21 protein-coding genes and 1 tRNA gene are annotated in these 14,825 nt (G+C 63.9%); 19 read left to right on the top strand and 3 right to left on the bottom strand.

The features are described from left to right. Positions 1-8: 8 nt before the first annotated feature. The 10 genes from AC59GX_RS09140 (at position 9) to AC59GX_RS09185 (ending at position 7,454) form a co-directional block, all read left to right on the top strand. Positions 9-281 (top strand): hypothetical protein, encoded by a 273-nt coding sequence (locus AC59GX_RS09140; protein ID WP_497301546.1) that lies wholly within the window; start codon positions 9-11, stop codon positions 279-281. Positions 282-372: 91 nt separating this feature from the next. Then, entirely contained in the window at positions 373-927 is a 555-nt protein-coding gene (locus tag AC59GX_RS09145; RefSeq protein ID WP_497301548.1) for a phage baseplate assembly protein V, read from the top strand. 5 nt (positions 928-932) lie between these two features. Beyond that, positions 933-1,286 carry a GPW/gp25 family protein gene (locus tag AC59GX_RS09150; RefSeq protein WP_497301725.1) on the top strand — a complete coding sequence of 118 codons (354 nt, stop codon included), beginning with the start codon at positions 933-935 and terminating at the stop codon, positions 1,284-1,286. Between the two features lie 11 nt (positions 1,287-1,297). Continuing rightward, positions 1,298-2,470 (top strand): phage tail sheath subtilisin-like domain-containing protein, encoded by a 1,173-nt coding sequence (locus AC59GX_RS09155; protein WP_497301550.1) that lies wholly within the window; start codon positions 1,298-1,300, stop codon positions 2,468-2,470. Positions 2,471-2,499: 29 nt separating this feature from the next. After that, positions 2,500-3,009: a phage major tail tube protein gene (locus AC59GX_RS09160; RefSeq protein ID WP_497301552.1), complete on the top strand. Its 510-nt coding sequence runs from the start codon at positions 2,500-2,502 to the stop codon at positions 3,007-3,009. 83 nt (positions 3,010-3,092) lie between these two features. Further along, positions 3,093-3,431 carry a phage tail assembly protein gene (locus AC59GX_RS09165; RefSeq protein WP_497301553.1) on the top strand — a complete coding sequence of 113 codons (339 nt, stop codon included), beginning with the start codon at positions 3,093-3,095 and terminating at the stop codon, positions 3,429-3,431. 8 nt (positions 3,432-3,439) lie between these two features. Continuing rightward, a complete protein-coding gene (locus AC59GX_RS09170; protein ID WP_497301554.1) occupies positions 3,440-3,556 on the top strand; it encodes a GpE family phage tail protein in 117 nt (38 codons plus the stop codon). A gap of 3 nt (positions 3,557-3,559) precedes the next feature. Then, positions 3,560-6,040 (top strand): phage tail tape measure protein, encoded by a 2,481-nt coding sequence (locus AC59GX_RS09175; RefSeq protein WP_497301556.1) that lies wholly within the window; start codon positions 3,560-3,562, stop codon positions 6,038-6,040. Then, entirely contained in the window at positions 6,040-6,426 is a 387-nt protein-coding gene (locus AC59GX_RS09180) for a phage tail protein (RefSeq protein WP_497301557.1), read from the top strand. The genes AC59GX_RS09175 and AC59GX_RS09180 overlap by 1 nt, the downstream gene beginning before the upstream one ends. Next, positions 6,423-7,454 carry a contractile injection system protein, VgrG/Pvc8 family gene (locus AC59GX_RS09185; RefSeq protein ID WP_497301558.1) on the top strand — a complete coding sequence of 344 codons (1,032 nt, stop codon included), beginning with the start codon at positions 6,423-6,425 and terminating at the stop codon, positions 7,452-7,454. The genes AC59GX_RS09180 and AC59GX_RS09185 overlap by 4 nt, the downstream gene beginning before the upstream one ends. Here the strand turns inward: AC59GX_RS09185 and AC59GX_RS09190 are convergent. Continuing rightward, complete coding sequence (locus tag AC59GX_RS09190) at positions 7,435-8,235, bottom strand: tellurite resistance TerB family protein (protein WP_497301559.1); 801 nt, start codon at positions 8,233-8,235, stop codon at positions 7,435-7,437. The two genes, AC59GX_RS09185 and AC59GX_RS09190, sit on opposite strands and share 20 nt — an antisense overlap. A 26-nt stretch (positions 8,236-8,261) precedes the next feature. Then, positions 8,262-8,987, bottom strand: coding sequence for a S24 family peptidase (locus AC59GX_RS09195; RefSeq protein ID WP_497301561.1), 726 nt, complete (start codon positions 8,985-8,987; stop codon positions 8,262-8,264). Positions 8,988-9,072: 85 nt separating this feature from the next. Between AC59GX_RS09195 and AC59GX_RS09200 the strand changes: the two genes are divergently transcribed. From AC59GX_RS09200 to AC59GX_RS09240, 9 genes are all read left to right on the top strand, one after another. Beyond that, positions 9,073-9,435 (top strand): hypothetical protein, encoded by a 363-nt coding sequence (locus AC59GX_RS09200; RefSeq protein WP_497301563.1) that lies wholly within the window; start codon positions 9,073-9,075, stop codon positions 9,433-9,435. Beyond that, on the top strand, positions 9,432-9,929 hold the full coding sequence (locus AC59GX_RS09205) for a hypothetical protein (RefSeq protein WP_497301564.1): 498 nt from the start codon (positions 9,432-9,434) through the stop codon (positions 9,927-9,929). Before AC59GX_RS09200 ends, AC59GX_RS09205 begins: the two co-directional genes overlap by 4 nt. Next, entirely contained in the window at positions 9,926-10,258 is a 333-nt protein-coding gene (locus AC59GX_RS09210) for an Ogr/Delta-like zinc finger protein (RefSeq protein ID WP_497301565.1), read from the top strand. The genes AC59GX_RS09205 and AC59GX_RS09210 overlap by 4 nt, the downstream gene beginning before the upstream one ends. A gap of 111 nt (positions 10,259-10,369) precedes the next feature. Beyond that, the gene (locus AC59GX_RS09215) at positions 10,370-10,822 is read left to right on the top strand and encodes a hypothetical protein (protein ID WP_497301567.1); all 453 of its coding nucleotides are present in this window, start codon (positions 10,370-10,372) and stop codon (positions 10,820-10,822) included. After that, entirely contained in the window at positions 10,819-10,971 is a 153-nt protein-coding gene (locus AC59GX_RS09220; protein ID WP_168711545.1) for a hypothetical protein, read from the top strand. The genes AC59GX_RS09215 and AC59GX_RS09220 overlap by 4 nt, the downstream gene beginning before the upstream one ends. Next, on the top strand, positions 10,971-11,159 hold the full coding sequence (locus tag AC59GX_RS09225; RefSeq protein WP_497301568.1) for a hypothetical protein: 189 nt from the start codon (positions 10,971-10,973) through the stop codon (positions 11,157-11,159). The genes AC59GX_RS09220 and AC59GX_RS09225 overlap by 1 nt, the downstream gene beginning before the upstream one ends. 377 nt (positions 11,160-11,536) lie before the next feature. Next, positions 11,537-11,971, top strand: a complete 435-nt coding sequence (locus AC59GX_RS09230; RefSeq protein ID WP_497301569.1) for a hypothetical protein — start codon at positions 11,537-11,539, stop codon at positions 11,969-11,971. Then, positions 11,971-13,116, top strand: a complete 1,146-nt coding sequence (locus tag AC59GX_RS09235; RefSeq protein WP_497301570.1) for a phosphoadenosine phosphosulfate reductase domain-containing protein — start codon at positions 11,971-11,973, stop codon at positions 13,114-13,116. Before AC59GX_RS09230 ends, AC59GX_RS09235 begins: the two co-directional genes overlap by 1 nt. 175 nt (positions 13,117-13,291) lie before the next feature. Then, positions 13,292-14,629, top strand: coding sequence for a site-specific integrase (locus AC59GX_RS09240; protein WP_497301571.1), 1,338 nt, complete (start codon positions 13,292-13,294; stop codon positions 14,627-14,629). Positions 14,630-14,650: 21 nt separating this feature from the next. Here the strand turns inward: AC59GX_RS09240 and AC59GX_RS09245 are convergent. After that, a tRNA-Thr gene (locus AC59GX_RS09245) sits at positions 14,651-14,726 on the bottom strand. Positions 14,727-14,825: the final 99 nt, after the last annotated feature.

The raw sequence follows: 14,825 nt of genomic DNA on the forward strand, positions 1-14,825 counted from the left end.
AGACCGCAATGATCGATGCCGACACCCTGCTACGACGGCGTATCCGCGAAGCGATCGCGGACCAGACCGGGGCGACCGTCGACGAGATCTTGAACAGCGCCGAGCTGGCCGAGATCGGGGTCGCGGGGGCCGAGGAACGGCCGGCACTGATACACCACCTGGCTGGCGTCTTCGGTGTCCAGATCGAAGACGAAGAGGCCGAACAGACCGTCTATTTGGCGCAGCTCTACGACCTGATCACGATCAGGGTTCGAAATGTGGGCGACAAAGTCAGCGAGTAGCGCCACCATCGCGGTAGCCCCGCTCTTGTAGAAACCATTTCTACAAGAGCGGGGCCTCGCCTCTCGAAACGTCCCGCGCATGGTCGCCGCTATGGCCGAACATGCTGATACCCAGCGCCTCATTGGCGATCTTTTGCGCGAAGGCGTGGTCGTATCGGTCGACCACGCTGCCGCTACCGCACGGGTTCAGTTTGCGGACGATCTCACGACCGGCGATATTCCGTGGCTTGCAAGCCGCGCCGGATCGACGCGCACCTGGTCGCCGCCCGCTATTGGCGAACAGGTCATGGTCGTCGCGCCGGAAGCCGACACTGCGCGCAGCGTGATCATCGGCAGCCTGTCGAGTGACGCACACCCCCACCCGGCAAACGACGCGTCGACGCTGACCGAATATGAGGACGGCGCGCGCATCGGTTACGATCCTAAGTCCCACGCGCTGACCGCCATCCTGCCAGCCGGCGCAACTTTGCGGATCGATGCCGATGGCGGCCTCGTGTTCAAAGGCGACATGACGGTCGACGGCGACATCAAGTCGAACGGCACGATCACGGCAGACACCGACGTCGTGGGCGCAGGCAAGAGCCTCAAGGATCACGTACACCTTGGCGTCCAGCCTGGTGGCGGGCTGTCGGGGAAGCCGCAGTGATCGGCATGGATCGCCATACCGGCAAGCGCCTGGCTGGCGGGGACCACCTCGGACAGTCGATCGACGACATTCTTGAAACGCCGATCGGCACGCGATGCGGCCGGCGCGACTATGGTTCCGAGATCCCCAAACTGATCGACCAGCCGAACAACGAAGTCGGTCGCGTCCGGATCATTGCCGCCGCGGCGCATGCGCTGCTCCGTCAGGAAGGCCGCGCGCGGCTTTCCCGCGTCGTGCTTTCGCCGGGAAAACTCCCGCAGTCGGCCGTCCTCACGATCACCGGCCGTCGCACCGACGTGCCCGGCGCACCCGCCTTTACCCACTCGTCCACCGTCCGCGCCCTGTCGGCGCTCGCCTGAAAGGTCCGCACATGAGCTTCCTCCACGGGATCAACGTCAACGAGGTGAAGACCTCGCGCCGCTCGATCGTCACCGTCGCCACCGCCGTCATCGGTCTGATCGCCACCGCGCCAGCCGCGGTGGCCGGCGCGTTCCCGCTCGACACCGCGGTCGCGGTTACGAACATCGACGACGCGATCGAGAAGGCCGGCGCGGACGGCACGCTGAGCGCCGCGCTGAAGGCCATCGCCGGGCAGGTCGACGCGCCGATCGTCGTGGTGCGCGTTGCGCCAGGTGCTACGCCGGCAGCGACGGCGACTGCGGTCGTTGGTACCGATGTCGCTGGCGTAAAAACCGGCATGCAGGCGCTGCTCACCGCGTCGGCCCAGCTGAACCTGCATCCCCGAATCATCGGCGCACCTGGTCTGGAAGGTGAGGTGGTCACGAAGGCGATGGTCACCGTCGCCAAGCGGCTCCGCGCCCGCGTCTACGCGTACGCCATCGGCAACGACCGCGGCGAGGCCATCGCCCACCGCGCCCTGTTCCCTGACGCGCGCGAGCTGACGTTGCTCTGGCCCAGCGTAACCGCTCCCTACGGCGCGGACGGTGCAAGCATCGGCGTGCCGGTCGCGGCCGTCGCCATGGGCGCACGCGCTGCGATCGACCAGAAGCAGGGCTGGCACAAGACGCTGTCGAACGTCGCACTGCCGGAGGTCGACGGCCTGGCCGCAGATGTGACCTTCGATATTCAGGACGCCGATTGCGACGCGAACGTGCTGAACTCCTCCCAGCTCGTCACCGTCGTCCGTATCGCGGGCGAACTGCGCTTTTGGGGCAACCGCACTTGCGCCGCACCCGCCAGCGACTTCGTGTTCGAAAGCGCCTGCCGCACCGCGCAGATCCTTGCCGACACCGTCGCGCTCGGCCTGGTGTGGGCGATGGACAAGCCGCTACTGCCCAGCCTGGCGAAGGACATCGTTGAGCAGATCAACGAGAAGTTCCGGCAGGAAAAGCGCGCCGGCCGCATCCTCGGTGCCGTCGCGGTGTTCGACGCGGCCAAGAACCCGGTCGACCAGCTGAAGGGCGGCAAGCTGATGATTGGCTTCCGCTACACCTTCGTACCGCCGCTGGAGGCGCTCGGGATCGAGCAGGAGATCTCCGACGAGTTCTTTGCCGACTTCACCAGCCTCGTCGCCGGCAACTAAACCCACCTCACGCACGAAAGGTCGACGCGATGGCGTTCCCCAGCAAGCTCAAGCAACTGATGATGTTCAACAACGGCACCGCCTTTATCGGTGAAACCGTCTCGATCACTGTCCCGAAACTCGTCCGCAAGCTCGAAGACTATCGCGGCGGCGGCATGAGCCGCCCGGTTAAGGTCGATATGGGCGGAGAGCCGCTCGAAATGGAGGCGGTCTACGGCGGTCCGATGCGCGACGTCTTGCGCCAGTATGGTCAGCTGAACCTGTCCGGTGTCCAGCAGCGCTTCGTTGGCTCGCACCAAAATGACGACACCGGCGCGGTCGACGTCGTCGAGATCGTCACGCGCGGCCGACACGAAGAGATCGACATGGGCGAATGGAAGCCCGGCGAGGATACCGAGTTCAAGGTCAAGAGCCAGCTGAGCTACTTCAAACTGACGTGGAACGGCGTCGTCGAGATCGAGATCGATGTCCTGGGCATGATCGAGATCGTCGGTGGCGTCGACCTGATGGCCGACCACCGCGCCGCAATGGGCCTGTAGCGGCGTGACCGCGATCCGCCGGCCGCGCCGTCGCCCCGGCGCGCTTACCCAGCCACCGACCAAGTCCTGACAGGAACCGTACAATGACCGACCAGAATACCGCGACCACTGGCAAACGCTTTTCCTCGTTCAAGCTGGATGCCGACATCACCGTCAACGACCAGGTCGTGCATCCGGCGGGCACGGAGATTCAAGTTCGTCGGCCTGGCGCGGGCGAGCTGCGTGGCGTCGACATCTCCGCAACGATCAGCCGGTGCGATTACACCCAGATCGAGAAGATCGCGCCGCGTATCACGATGCCGATCCTGCACAAGGAGCATATCGCCGTCATGGATCCGGCCGACTTCGTGCAGCTCGGTGGTGAGATCGTCGATTTTTTGCTGCCGAAGGCCGTGAAGCAGGCGGCCTTCCAGCCCGAATAGAAGACATGATGGCGGACCTTGCCGAGTGCTGGGGGTGGGGTCCGCCGACGATGAACGACATGGGCGTTGCCGAGCTGATCGGCTGGCGGGTGCAGGCCCTGGAACGCCGCCAAAAGGATCGCTGACCGATGGACCGCAACCTCCGCATCCGTATGCTGCTCGAAGCCGGCGACCGCGCCAGCCGCCCGCTTCGTGAGATTGCGGGAGGCTCGGTCAAGGCGGCACTGGGCCTCAAGGCTGCCAGAGAGCAGCTCAAGGGCATTGACCGCGCGCAGGCCGACATCGGTAGCTTTCGCAGCCTGAAGGCCGGTCTGGCCTCCACCAGCGCCCAACTCGACCATGCTCGGTCCCGCGCCACTGCGCTCGGCAGGGAATTCGCGCAGACCGCCAATCCCAGCCGCGCGCTGACACGCGAGTTCACGCGCGCGAGAACCGAGGCGCAAAAGCTCGAACAGCAACATCACTCGGAAACGCGCGAACTATCGACGTTGCGAGATCGCCTGCGCGCGGCCGGTATCGCAACCGGTGACTTGGCGCGTCATGAGCGCGAGTTGCGTGACCGGGCACGAAAGACGAACGAAGAGATCGCGGAGCAGGAACGCCGCGTCGGCCGCCTCGCGGATCGCCAGCGACGGATGGCAGCAGCACGCGCTGGCTTCAGTGGTATTCAGGACCGCGCCGGTGGTGTCGCTGCCGGCGGGGCCGCAGCGCTTACCGCAGGCGTTGCGGTTGCGGCTCCGCTGATCGGCGTCGCCTCCGGTGCCATGGATCTAGAAGAAGGAATGGCCGGCGTCGCCAAGGTGACCGGTATGGCCGGTCCGCAGCTCCAGATGATGACCGACAAGCTGGTCGGCCTCAGCACCCGCATGCCGATGACAGCGGTTGAGCTTTCCAGCATCGCCGCCGCCGCCGGTGCGGCCGGCGTTGGCATGGACAAATTCGGTCGGCCGCTGCCCAGCCAGGCCGAGGACCTGGTCGCCTTCACCGACGCCGCGGCGCGCATGGGCATCGCGTTCGACATGACCGCCGAAGATGCTGGCAGTACGATGGCGAAATGGCGTCAGGCGTTTAAGATGACGCAGCCGGAAGTTGAGGCACTCGGTGACCGCGTCAATGCTCTGACGAATAAGTTCGGCGGTCAGGCGACAACGGTCGCCGGCATCATCACGCGCATCGGGCCACTTGGGGAAGTTGCCGGCATCGCCGCGCCGCAGGTATCCGCGTTGGCGTCGTCGTTGAACTCGATCGGCATCGAGGAAGAGGTTGCCGCAACTGGTATCAAGAGCCTGCTGCTGAACCTTACCAAGGGCAGCGCGGCTAGTAAGTCGCAGAGCAAGGCACTCAACACCCTCGGGCTCGATGCAACCAAGCTTGCGAAGTCGATGCAGGTCGACGCGAGCGGGACGATCATCACGGTCCTGGAGAAAATTCGCGCGCTAAGCAGGGACAAGCAGGCCAGCATCCTTAGCGAGATTTTCGGCACGGAATCGGTTGGTGCTATCGCGCCCTTGCTCACAAACCTCGACGGACTAAAGCAACGCCTCGATCTCGTGGGCGATCGGAGCAAATACGCCGGGTCAATGACCGCAGAGTTCTCCTCGCGAATTAGCACGGCCAAGGGAATGGCCGAGGTCGCCAAGAATTCGTTCGCAGCCGTAAGCCTGACTCTCGGCCAATCTCTGTTGCCGGTAGTAAAAACAGGCGCACTTCGCCTCGGTGCCATCGCGCTTCGCATGCAAGCGTTCGCCACGCGTCACCCGGAGCTAACGAAGAACGTCCTGATTGCGACGGGCGTGCTGGCGGGACTGTTCTTCATGCTTGGCGTAGGCGGCATTGCTATCGCCGCTATCATGGGGCCGATCGCGATCCTGAACGCTGGACTGATTGCCCTCGGCTTTTCAGGAGGCATCGCTGGTGCCGGTCTCGCCCTCATGTCCTTGCCGCTGCTGCCGATCGTTGCCGGCATCGCTGCGGTAGCGGGTGCGGTTGCGCTCGTAGTGGCGGCGTGGAACCATTGGGACACACTGACAGCCGCATGGTTTACGTTTTGGGGAACCATCCGGTCGGGCTTCGTAGCTGCTGGCAACTTCCTAGCTGCATGGGGTCCAACGGTAGGCCGGTATGTCATGGATGGCCTGCTTTCAGGTTTGAGTGCTGGGCCTGTGATCCGCGCCATTTGGGGGATTGCGAAGGGCGCGATCGGCGCGTTCAAGTCAGCGCTCGGTATTCACTCTCCAAGTCGGGTTTTTGCCGGGCTTGGTGGTTACATGATGGAGGGCTTGGCTGGCGGCATCGCCGGTGGCGAAAAGCAGCCAATCCGCCGCGTTGGATCCGTCGCGCGTCGCCTCACCTCTGCAATGGCGATTGGTACGATCCCAGCAACGATGGCCGCCGCAATGCCGCCGACGGTCGGCGGGGCCGTCGGACGGCCCGGCGTCGGCGCAACGTCCGGCGCTAGAACCTATAACATCACGGTCAATCAGTTGCCCGGACAGGATGCCGAGGCCCTCGCGCGCGCCATTGCCGATGAGATCGATCGTCGTGAACGCGAATCGGATGCGCGTGGGCGTTCCGCGTTTGCCGACACCCCTGACTATGAGACCGTTTGATGCTGCTCGCGCTTGGCCTCTTCACCTTTTCCATCGACACTCTAGCATTCGACGAGATCGCCAGACGCGCCGACTGGCGGCACGCGACGTCGCCGCGGATCGGTGCGCGTGACGCCACGCAATTTACGGGGCCTGGCGTCGAGACGATCGGTCTGCCCGGAACGGTGTATTTGGAGATCGCAGACGGAGCTGTTTCGCTCGACGAGCTGCGCCGCATGGCCGACACCGGCGACGCCTGGTCGCTGGTCGATGGCCGGGGCTATGTTTACGGCGCATACGTTATCACCGGCATCGACGATCGCGGTAAGGCGTTCTTTCCGGATGGCACTCCGCGACAGATCGACTTCTCGATCGACCTGCTCCGCGTCGATAGCGCCGTCGCATGATCTCGAATATCGCAGCCGTTCGCGTCGTGGTCGATGGCACGGACATCACGCCTGTTCTGGAAGGCAAGGTGACGCAGCCGAACGGGCGTCCCCCGCGTCGTCGCCTGGTATCGCTGGGAATAAGTGAGAAGCGGGGCGAGGAAGCCGACCAGCTCGACCTCGTCATTGACGATACTGACGGTGCTGTGGCGCTGCCTCCGACCGGGGCCAAGATCCACGTATGGCTTGGCTGGAAGCAGGGCAGCGAGGTTACCGCGGGCCTGGTCGACAAGGGGTGGTTCATCGTCGACGAGGTGGCACATGGCGGCCCACCCGACCTCGTAACCATCCGTGCCCGCTCTGCCGACTTCACAGGCGATCTAAAGACGCGTCGGGAGAAGGGCTGGCATGGCACGACGTTGGGTGCGATCGTGACGGACATCGCTCAGCGCCACCAGCTCACGCCCCGCTGCGCCGCTAGTCTCGCCAGCATCGCCATCACGGCAAAGGCGCAGAACCGCGAGAGCGATCTGGCCTTCCTGCGCCGGCTTGGCCGCGAACGGGGCGCAGTTGCCAAGATCGCGCGCGGCGTGCTGATTTTCTCACCAATATCTGCCGGTGTGACCGCGACGGGCAAGCCGATCGCGGCCGTTACGATCGCCAGGCGCGACGGCGATGCCCATCAATACAGCCGCCAGAAGCGTGACGACGTGCCGGGAGTGAAGGCGACGTGGCACGATCGAAAGTCGGGCAAGCGACAGCAATTCGTTGCCGGCAAAGCCGAAGGAGCGAAATCTCTATCACGCGTTTACGGCAACGAAGTTGACGCGCAGGCTGCCGCGAACGCTGCAACGGGCCGCGCCAGCCGCGAACCAGTCTCTCTAACCCTCACGCTTGCACTAGGCCGGCCAGACATCCATCCAGAGACAAAGGCGAGCGTCATAGGCTACAAAGCGGCGATCGACGCGACGAAGTGGCTGGTAGCCGAGGTTACTCATACTTTGGGTGACCGAGGCTTTACTACTGGGATCAAGCTGGAAGCGGCTTAGCCGTTCGTGCCGTTGCCTCAGCTAGGCGAGCCGCTTCGAGCAATTCAGCAAACTGCATCGACCAGTGATGCTCGTCGGCACAGATGACACCGTCGGCGGCAATGACGCGCTGTACGAAACGATTGAGGACTGCTGCCGACGTATTGCTATGTGCATATTGGCCAATGGCGGATCTGAAGACGTCGCCATCGGGTGCCAACCGGCGCGCGTGGGCGAGGATTTTATCGATCGGAGGATCGTTCTCCCACTCCTTACGCATCCACAAGGTGCAAACGAAATCCTCGATCACCTGTTCTTCTAGCGGATGCCAAACGCCGTCGCAGCGCGCCATGAATGACAGGACGTTTAGACCCGCAACGATCAGCGACTTACGTTGCGACGTCGTGTTCCATGTCTCGGCTTGAGGCTTGGTTGCACCAACGACGAACTGCTCGAAGAACGTTCCGTTACCAAGGCATTCCCCTGTGTGTGCGTCGCTGACTTCCAAGATGCGGTCACAACGAAAAAGTTTGTAACGGCTGGATTTCAAACAGATCGCGCCGACTCGCGGATTGTCGTTATGCACCTCGTACCGGCGACAGGATATAAGCCGCTCTGATACCTCGCCGTTTGCATCGGCATATTCGATGATGCAGATGAACCCAGCGATAGCTTGTGGAACGCCGTCTTCGTCATCCAAATGGACGGCTTCACCTGCCTCTGGCGTATCCCCGTGAATCAACGAGGGAAGAACAGCAGGTTTCTCAATCAAACGCGCAACTTCACCCGACAATTCTACCATCATACCCCCCGTTTGATTCAGACGATTTAGAAACCCAAAGCTTCGTCCCACGGCATGACGCGGTGGACCGACGAAACCTGTTCGTTCGGCACTTCGAATTCGACGATCGGATTGAATTGACGCAGCACGACGACGCCAGGCCGGCGACGGACCAGCTGCTTGATCAGCACATGCCGGACTTCTTCGCCGTCGAAGGTTGGACCCCGAAGCTGTACGACGACGTCGTCGCCGACGCCGGGCGATCGTTTCGGATCGACCAGCACCCGCCGCCCTGAATCGTAGCGTGGCTCCATCGAGTGCCCAGAGACGACAACAACGTACAGGTCCGGCCGGCCGGTAACGCCGATCGGCCGAGCCATATAATCCGTGGAGCCTGACATGTGAATTTCCGTCTGCTCCACATTCACTACGATCCCGTTTCCGTCCGGAAAGGAAAGGTCAGCTCCCAATGCGCTGCCGTAGATAGGTAGCGTCTTAGGCAGGCGTCGAAGCGCGGCTTCGGACGTATTGCCGTCCTCCGGAATGGTGCGTTCGATGCCTTGCTCACGACCCAGCAGCCAGTCGGATGTGGTGTCCAAAACCTCTGCGATTGCGTCCAGCCGTTCGAGGCCTGGCATATGACCGGCGAGTATCGCACGGATGGCGTCTGGCTTGTTGAGCGCCGCGATCGAGACCTCACGCGGTGACATATTCTTCTCGGCAACCTTGGCCGACAGGCGTTCCTTCAGGATGTCAGGTACGTTCTTCCTCATGCTGCACTCATGACGCACGGCGTGACGTAAGGCATGCGGAATATTTACGTTGACCCGTGCGGCATGCGTGACGTAAGTATGCGTTATGAGCGCAGCATACGAGAACGCATTGCGAACGATCGCCGATTCGTACGACGTTGAAGTCGTTCGATGGGGCGGCAAGTCGCTGTCCCGCGTAGCCACAATCGTCGTCAACAGCGGCGCGTTCTTCAATCGTCTTCGCGATGGTAAGACCTTCTCGGTAGGCAACCTCGAAAAGTTCGCCGCGTGGTTTCGTGTGCCGGCCAACTGGCCCGATCGCGCGATACCTCACGACGCCGTCGCTGCATTGACCAGCATCGGTCGCCCACCTCTTCCTGCCAGCACCATGCCGCATCCGTACCGCACGCCTGACGCATCGGTCGATTGCGATCTCCGCGGCGTTTCGCAGCGTCGCCGAATCGCATGACCAAGCCTCGCACCCCCGACAGCTTCGCCGACGCAATGACCAAGGTGATTGCGCAGATCGGCGCGGTCGCTGCAGCGAAGGTCGTCGATCGTGCCGAGCGCACCATTTACGAGTGGGCGAACCCCGACAGCGATACGCTGCCGACACTGACCCAGGCGCTTGCGCTCGATGCCGCCCACCGCCTCAATGGCGGCGAAGACGCGCCGTTCCGCGATGCCTTCAGCCACCAGCTCGATATCAAGGTCGAGCAGCAGGACGCCTGCCGCCGCGCGCTTATCAGCGACTCGGTCGAGTTCATTGGTGAAGCCAGCGATCTGCAGGCCGCTCTCTTCATTGCCGTTCAACCTGGCGCTTCCCCGCTCGATCTCTATCGCGCGCTGGTCGAGGCAACGCAGGTTGAAGGCGTCCTGCGCCGCATACGTCGGCGCCTGCCCAGTTTCCTTCGTCCTGCCATGTCGACGGGGCCGGGGAATGCCGGGGGGACCCATCAGTGACTAAGACGAAGAGAAACTACACGCCGCGCGTACCCGCAACGGTGTGCCCGCACTGCCTGACGCGCTCGATCGCATACGACTCCGTCCAGCTCGACGTGTTCACGCGCGAGATCCGCTACGTCTGCCAGGACGCCGATTGCCAACACACCTTCGTTGCGCAGCTCGGCATCTTCCGGACGGTGCGGCCGAGTATGAAGCCAAACCCCGCGATCACGGAAGCGATCCTGCCGCACGGCCAGTGGCGCTCGAAGCCCGCGAACGATGACCAGCGGGTGCCTGCCAACGACGATCAGCCCGACGCGGCGGAGGTCGCGCCCGCTCCTGGCTAATCCCCTGACCTGATCCCCGCGGCCTCGGCCGCAAACGTCCTGAACCATCCCCCCGCCATCCGGAAGCACCCGCTTCCGGCACCGCTACCCCCTTGCCGAAAGGAATGCCCGATGATGCACGTCTTCCCGCGCACATTCACGATGCCGATGCAGCGAGGCGAGCGCGCCACGACCACCAGCGCCGCGCCACTAACGCCCGCCGCGTACGTCCGCCTGCGCCGCGAGGCGGCTGGCCTGTCGATCAAGGAAGTCGCCGGCATGCTCGCCCGGAACGCCGACGAGGTCGCGTCTGCGCTGGACCTAATCTACGCGCTGGAGACGCCCGGCAACACCGCGCGCCGCCCCGAGACGCTGGAAGCCCTGCGGAGCATCTTCCCGTTCGACCCGGACGTCTACCGCCAGCTCGCGACCGAACCCGCTGATCGCCACCCGCTAATCTGCCGGGGCTGCGGATGCAGCTACTGGGATCCATGCGACAGGGAGGAAGGCACCTGCGCTTGGGCGACGTCGACCGCTTGCACGGCCTGCCTGCCCGACACCGCGCCGGTGGAGTGCTGCCAGTGATCGCCGTCGCAACCAGCGCGACGCAGCTCGAGCGCGCCATGCGCCGTCGCCGCATCGCCAAGATCGTCCTCGCGATCCTGTTCGCGGTCATCTGGATCCCCGTCGCGATCGTCATGCTCGTCGCCGGCACGTCGGATCGGCGTCGCTGATGCTGCAGGATGTCCTCACAGGCTTGGCGCTGACCGTGTTCGGCAGCGCAGGCGCGACGGCGATCGGCGTCATGCGCGCGTCGCTCGCGCCGCAGTGGAGCCGGATCTGCCGGCTGGCACTCGGCAACATCGAGCCCGCGTACAAACCCCTGTCCGCGACGCCGTTCGCCAAGACGGTCCGCTCGTGACGTGGGCGACGTCGCAATCTGTGGCGGCGACCGTGCCCTCTTCCAAGGGCTCGGCCGCGCCGGAAAGCAGTGCGACGTCCTCGCCGTCCGCAAGGTTTTCGCCTCGGTCCGCTTCGACGACGGACAGGCCGTCCTCTGCCTCGCCAGGGACCTGCACCCGATCCGGCGACGCCCCCCGCCCATGTTCTGACCCGCTCGCCGCTCTTGGCGAAACGCTTTCTACAAGAACGGCCGCTGGCGCGACCGCTCGATCCCCTCGCACCAACAGGATCTCCATGATGATCAGCGCCGCTCCCCCCGAAGCTCGCCAGTCTCACCTATCGCCACAACATACGAACTGTTCCCAAAAGAGGGAACAGCGCGGCATGCCAGTCGAAATGGTCCGCATCATGGGGCTGGACACCGCAGCCCAGCTGCTCGGCAAAGGCCGGCTTGCTGACGAACTCTGCATCACGGTCCGCGCCCTTAACTACAAGATCGACGCCGGGCGCGGCGTATCGGATGCTGACGTGGTCGCAGCGGCCCGCGGCCTTGAAGAGCGGGCCGAGCGGTTTCTCGCGCACGCGCAAAAGTTGCGGGCCGTGATCGCACCCGCCGTGTCGGGCACCGTGACCGCCGCGCCATTGGGCCAGGCGAGCATCGTTCTCGCTCACTGCGACCACGTCGAGCGCTTTGCCTATGAGCGCCAGGGACGCGGGCTCGATGCGTCGCCCCACATGCTCGCAGCGGCCGCACGGAAGTTGGCAGAGGCAATCCTACCAAAGACGAAGAACATCGTCCGCGCGACGGCCGACCAAGCGGACGCGCAGTAATGGCCATGACCGTGCAGCACTTCGTCGGCATCAGCAGTGGCAAGGATAGCACTGCGACGGCATTGCTTGCGAAAGAACGGATGCAGCGCCGGGCGGACTTCCGACCGCGTTTCCAGTTCGTCGATGTCGGAAACGAAGAGCAGCGCGCGCTCGATCACGTGGATTACCTGGAACGGATGCTCGAACATCCAATCGAGCGCTTGTCAGCTTATGATGTACCCGGTCTATGCGACGCTGACGCATTCGCCCGGAAGCGCGAGTCGATCCGGAAGAACTGGCCCGTCGAGCTTCGCCGCAAACGCCACACAACTGTCTGCGCCGACCGCAAAGCCAAGATCCCGGAGCTGGCGCCAGGCTGCCGGCACTCTCCCGAGCGTAGCGCGGCGGTCAAGGCGTGGGCGGCAGCTTGCGAATGCCCGATCATCGTTTCGCCACCAGTGTCGCAGGATCGCATAGAGGAAGCGGTCGCGGCCCTGCAGCCGACCGGTATCGCGTTCCTCGACGTTTGCCTGATCCACGGACGGTTCCCGAGCCGTAAGGCGAAGTTCTGTACTGAGGATCTGAAGCTTGCGCCCCTGTTCGCCACGCGGACGCCGTTGCTAGAAGCGGGCGTTTCCACCGTCGACTGGGTCGGCGAGCGGGCCGCAGAGAGCAAGGCGCGAGCGAACAAGCCGATACTTGAGCGCCGCCACGAAGCATCGGGCGCGTCACGCGTCGTCTATCGCCCTATCCACGGATGGACCGCGGCCGAGACGTTCGCGATCGCCAAGCGTCACGGTGTCCGGCCGAACCCGCTCTATCTATTGGGCGCGTCGCGTGTCGGCTGCTGGCCCTGCATCAATTCGCAGAAAAGCGAGATCGCTCTCGTCGCGAAGCATACGCCTCAAATTATCGACCGGCTTCGTGAATGGGAACGCCTCGTTTCGCTCGTCTGCCGGCGGGATCAGAGCGCTGGCGAAGCATACGCAACATTCTTCGCAATGGATAAGACGCCTGGCGATGATGACGACTGGTCTCGCTCGGCTATCGACAAGGTTGTCGAGTGGACAAAGACCAGTCGGGGTGGACGGCAGTTCGATCTGATCTCTGCAATCGACCGCGACGCGCCACCGGCGTGCTTCTCTCAATACGCCCTCTGTGAATGAAAGCGCAGGCAATGAACGCTCCGTCGCTCGTCAAACTCTCCCGCAAGCTGATGCGCGCCGCGGACGTCGGGAAAGGCGTCCGGATCGAGTCTCCCGACCTCGATCTACTCGGAAGCCTTGGACTCTTCGACATCATTAATCGCGCCGTAGCCGACTACTTGAAAGAACAGACACAATGCCGCGACGCACTCCGCCGGTTTACCAAAGAGGGAAATACTGGCTCGCCCACGATGAACGGGCAGACGGAACCCTTCGGAGTCCCAATCTCTACATCTGGTGGTACGACAGCGGAACGCGACGCGAGCGCAGCACGTCGACGGCTACAAGCGACGTAGCGGCGGCAATTCTGGAACTCGACAAGGTCTACCTTGCCGACAAGGGCGAAGCGCCGGCCTTCTGTCACGCATGCGGCCAGCCGCTCGCGCAGGCGCAGGCGTATCTCCTGACCGACGCCATCGCAGACTATAAGATCGAGTGGGGCAACACACGCGCCTCGGCCGACACGATCTCAGGCCGCCTGGCGCACGCCGTGGCGTTCCTTGATGCAGAGCAGGCCCTTGGTGCGGAAGGCCGGTTCGGCCACTCCACCAGCTGCGCGACCGCGTGCGGCACTGTCTTCGTCAACGCCTTCCGCGCCTGGTCGCGGTTGCAGCCAGTCGAATGGCGCAACGGCAAGGGCGAAGTGACCGTGTCGCGCGCGCGCTCGCCGGCCGCGACCGAGGCGTCGATCGCGCAGCTGATAGCCGTCTTGAATCATGCCGCCAACGCGGAGCCGGCGCGCTCCGATAAGCGGCCGATCTACAAGCCGCTTCCCGCCCGCCAGGTGCAACGCCAGCGCCGCACCCGAATCGGTGTCGAGGAACTGGCGAAGATGTTCGCCTACGCGGCCGAGCCCGATCGCCAGCGCGGTTCGCTACACGCGTTCCTCGTCGCATCGGTCTGCACGATCGCGCGGCCTGGTGCTGTCGTCGACATCAACGTCGCGCCCGACCGTGAGCAGTGGTGGCCGGGCGCGCCGACGCTCGACCTCAACCCGCACGGCCGCACACAGAACAAGAAGCATCGCGCCGTCCTGCCGGTCCTGCCGCTGCTCGATCGCTGGCTGCGCGAGGAATACGAGACGTACATGGCGCTGCCGATACCGGAACGCGCCGGCAGGGGCTGGCTGGTGAACTATCACGGCCGCGCCATCCAGGACGTCGATCGCGCGTGGGATACGATGCTGACGAACCTCGACATGCCCGCCGGCCGCGAGTGGCGTCCGTACCTGCTGCGCCACAGCCTCGCGACCCTCGTCCGTAACAACGGCGCGAAGAAGTGGGATCTGGAAGGCTTCATGGGCCACCGCGACGGAAGCCAAACCGAGGTCTACGCGATCGGTGAATTTCCCACCGTCGTGCGCGCCCTGAATCGCATCATCGCCAAGATCGAGAAGCTGGCTCCCGGCTCGACGCACCGGAACCCTACCGGAACCGGCGTTGCCGAAAAGTCGGCTGGAGACATAAAAATGTGAGTTAAATCAACCACTTGTCGATGGTGCCGCTTACAGGACTCGAACCTGTGACCCCCGCATTACGAATGCGATGCTCTACCAGCTGAGCTAAAGCGGCCCGATGACGGATGTATCCGGTCGAGGGGGCGGCAACTACCAGCGGTTTTGCGGGCTGACAAGCGGTTTGCGAGTTTACTCTGTGTTTACCAAGCGCGGT

The organism is Sphingomonas sp. 320_CC, from assembly GCF_059691795.1.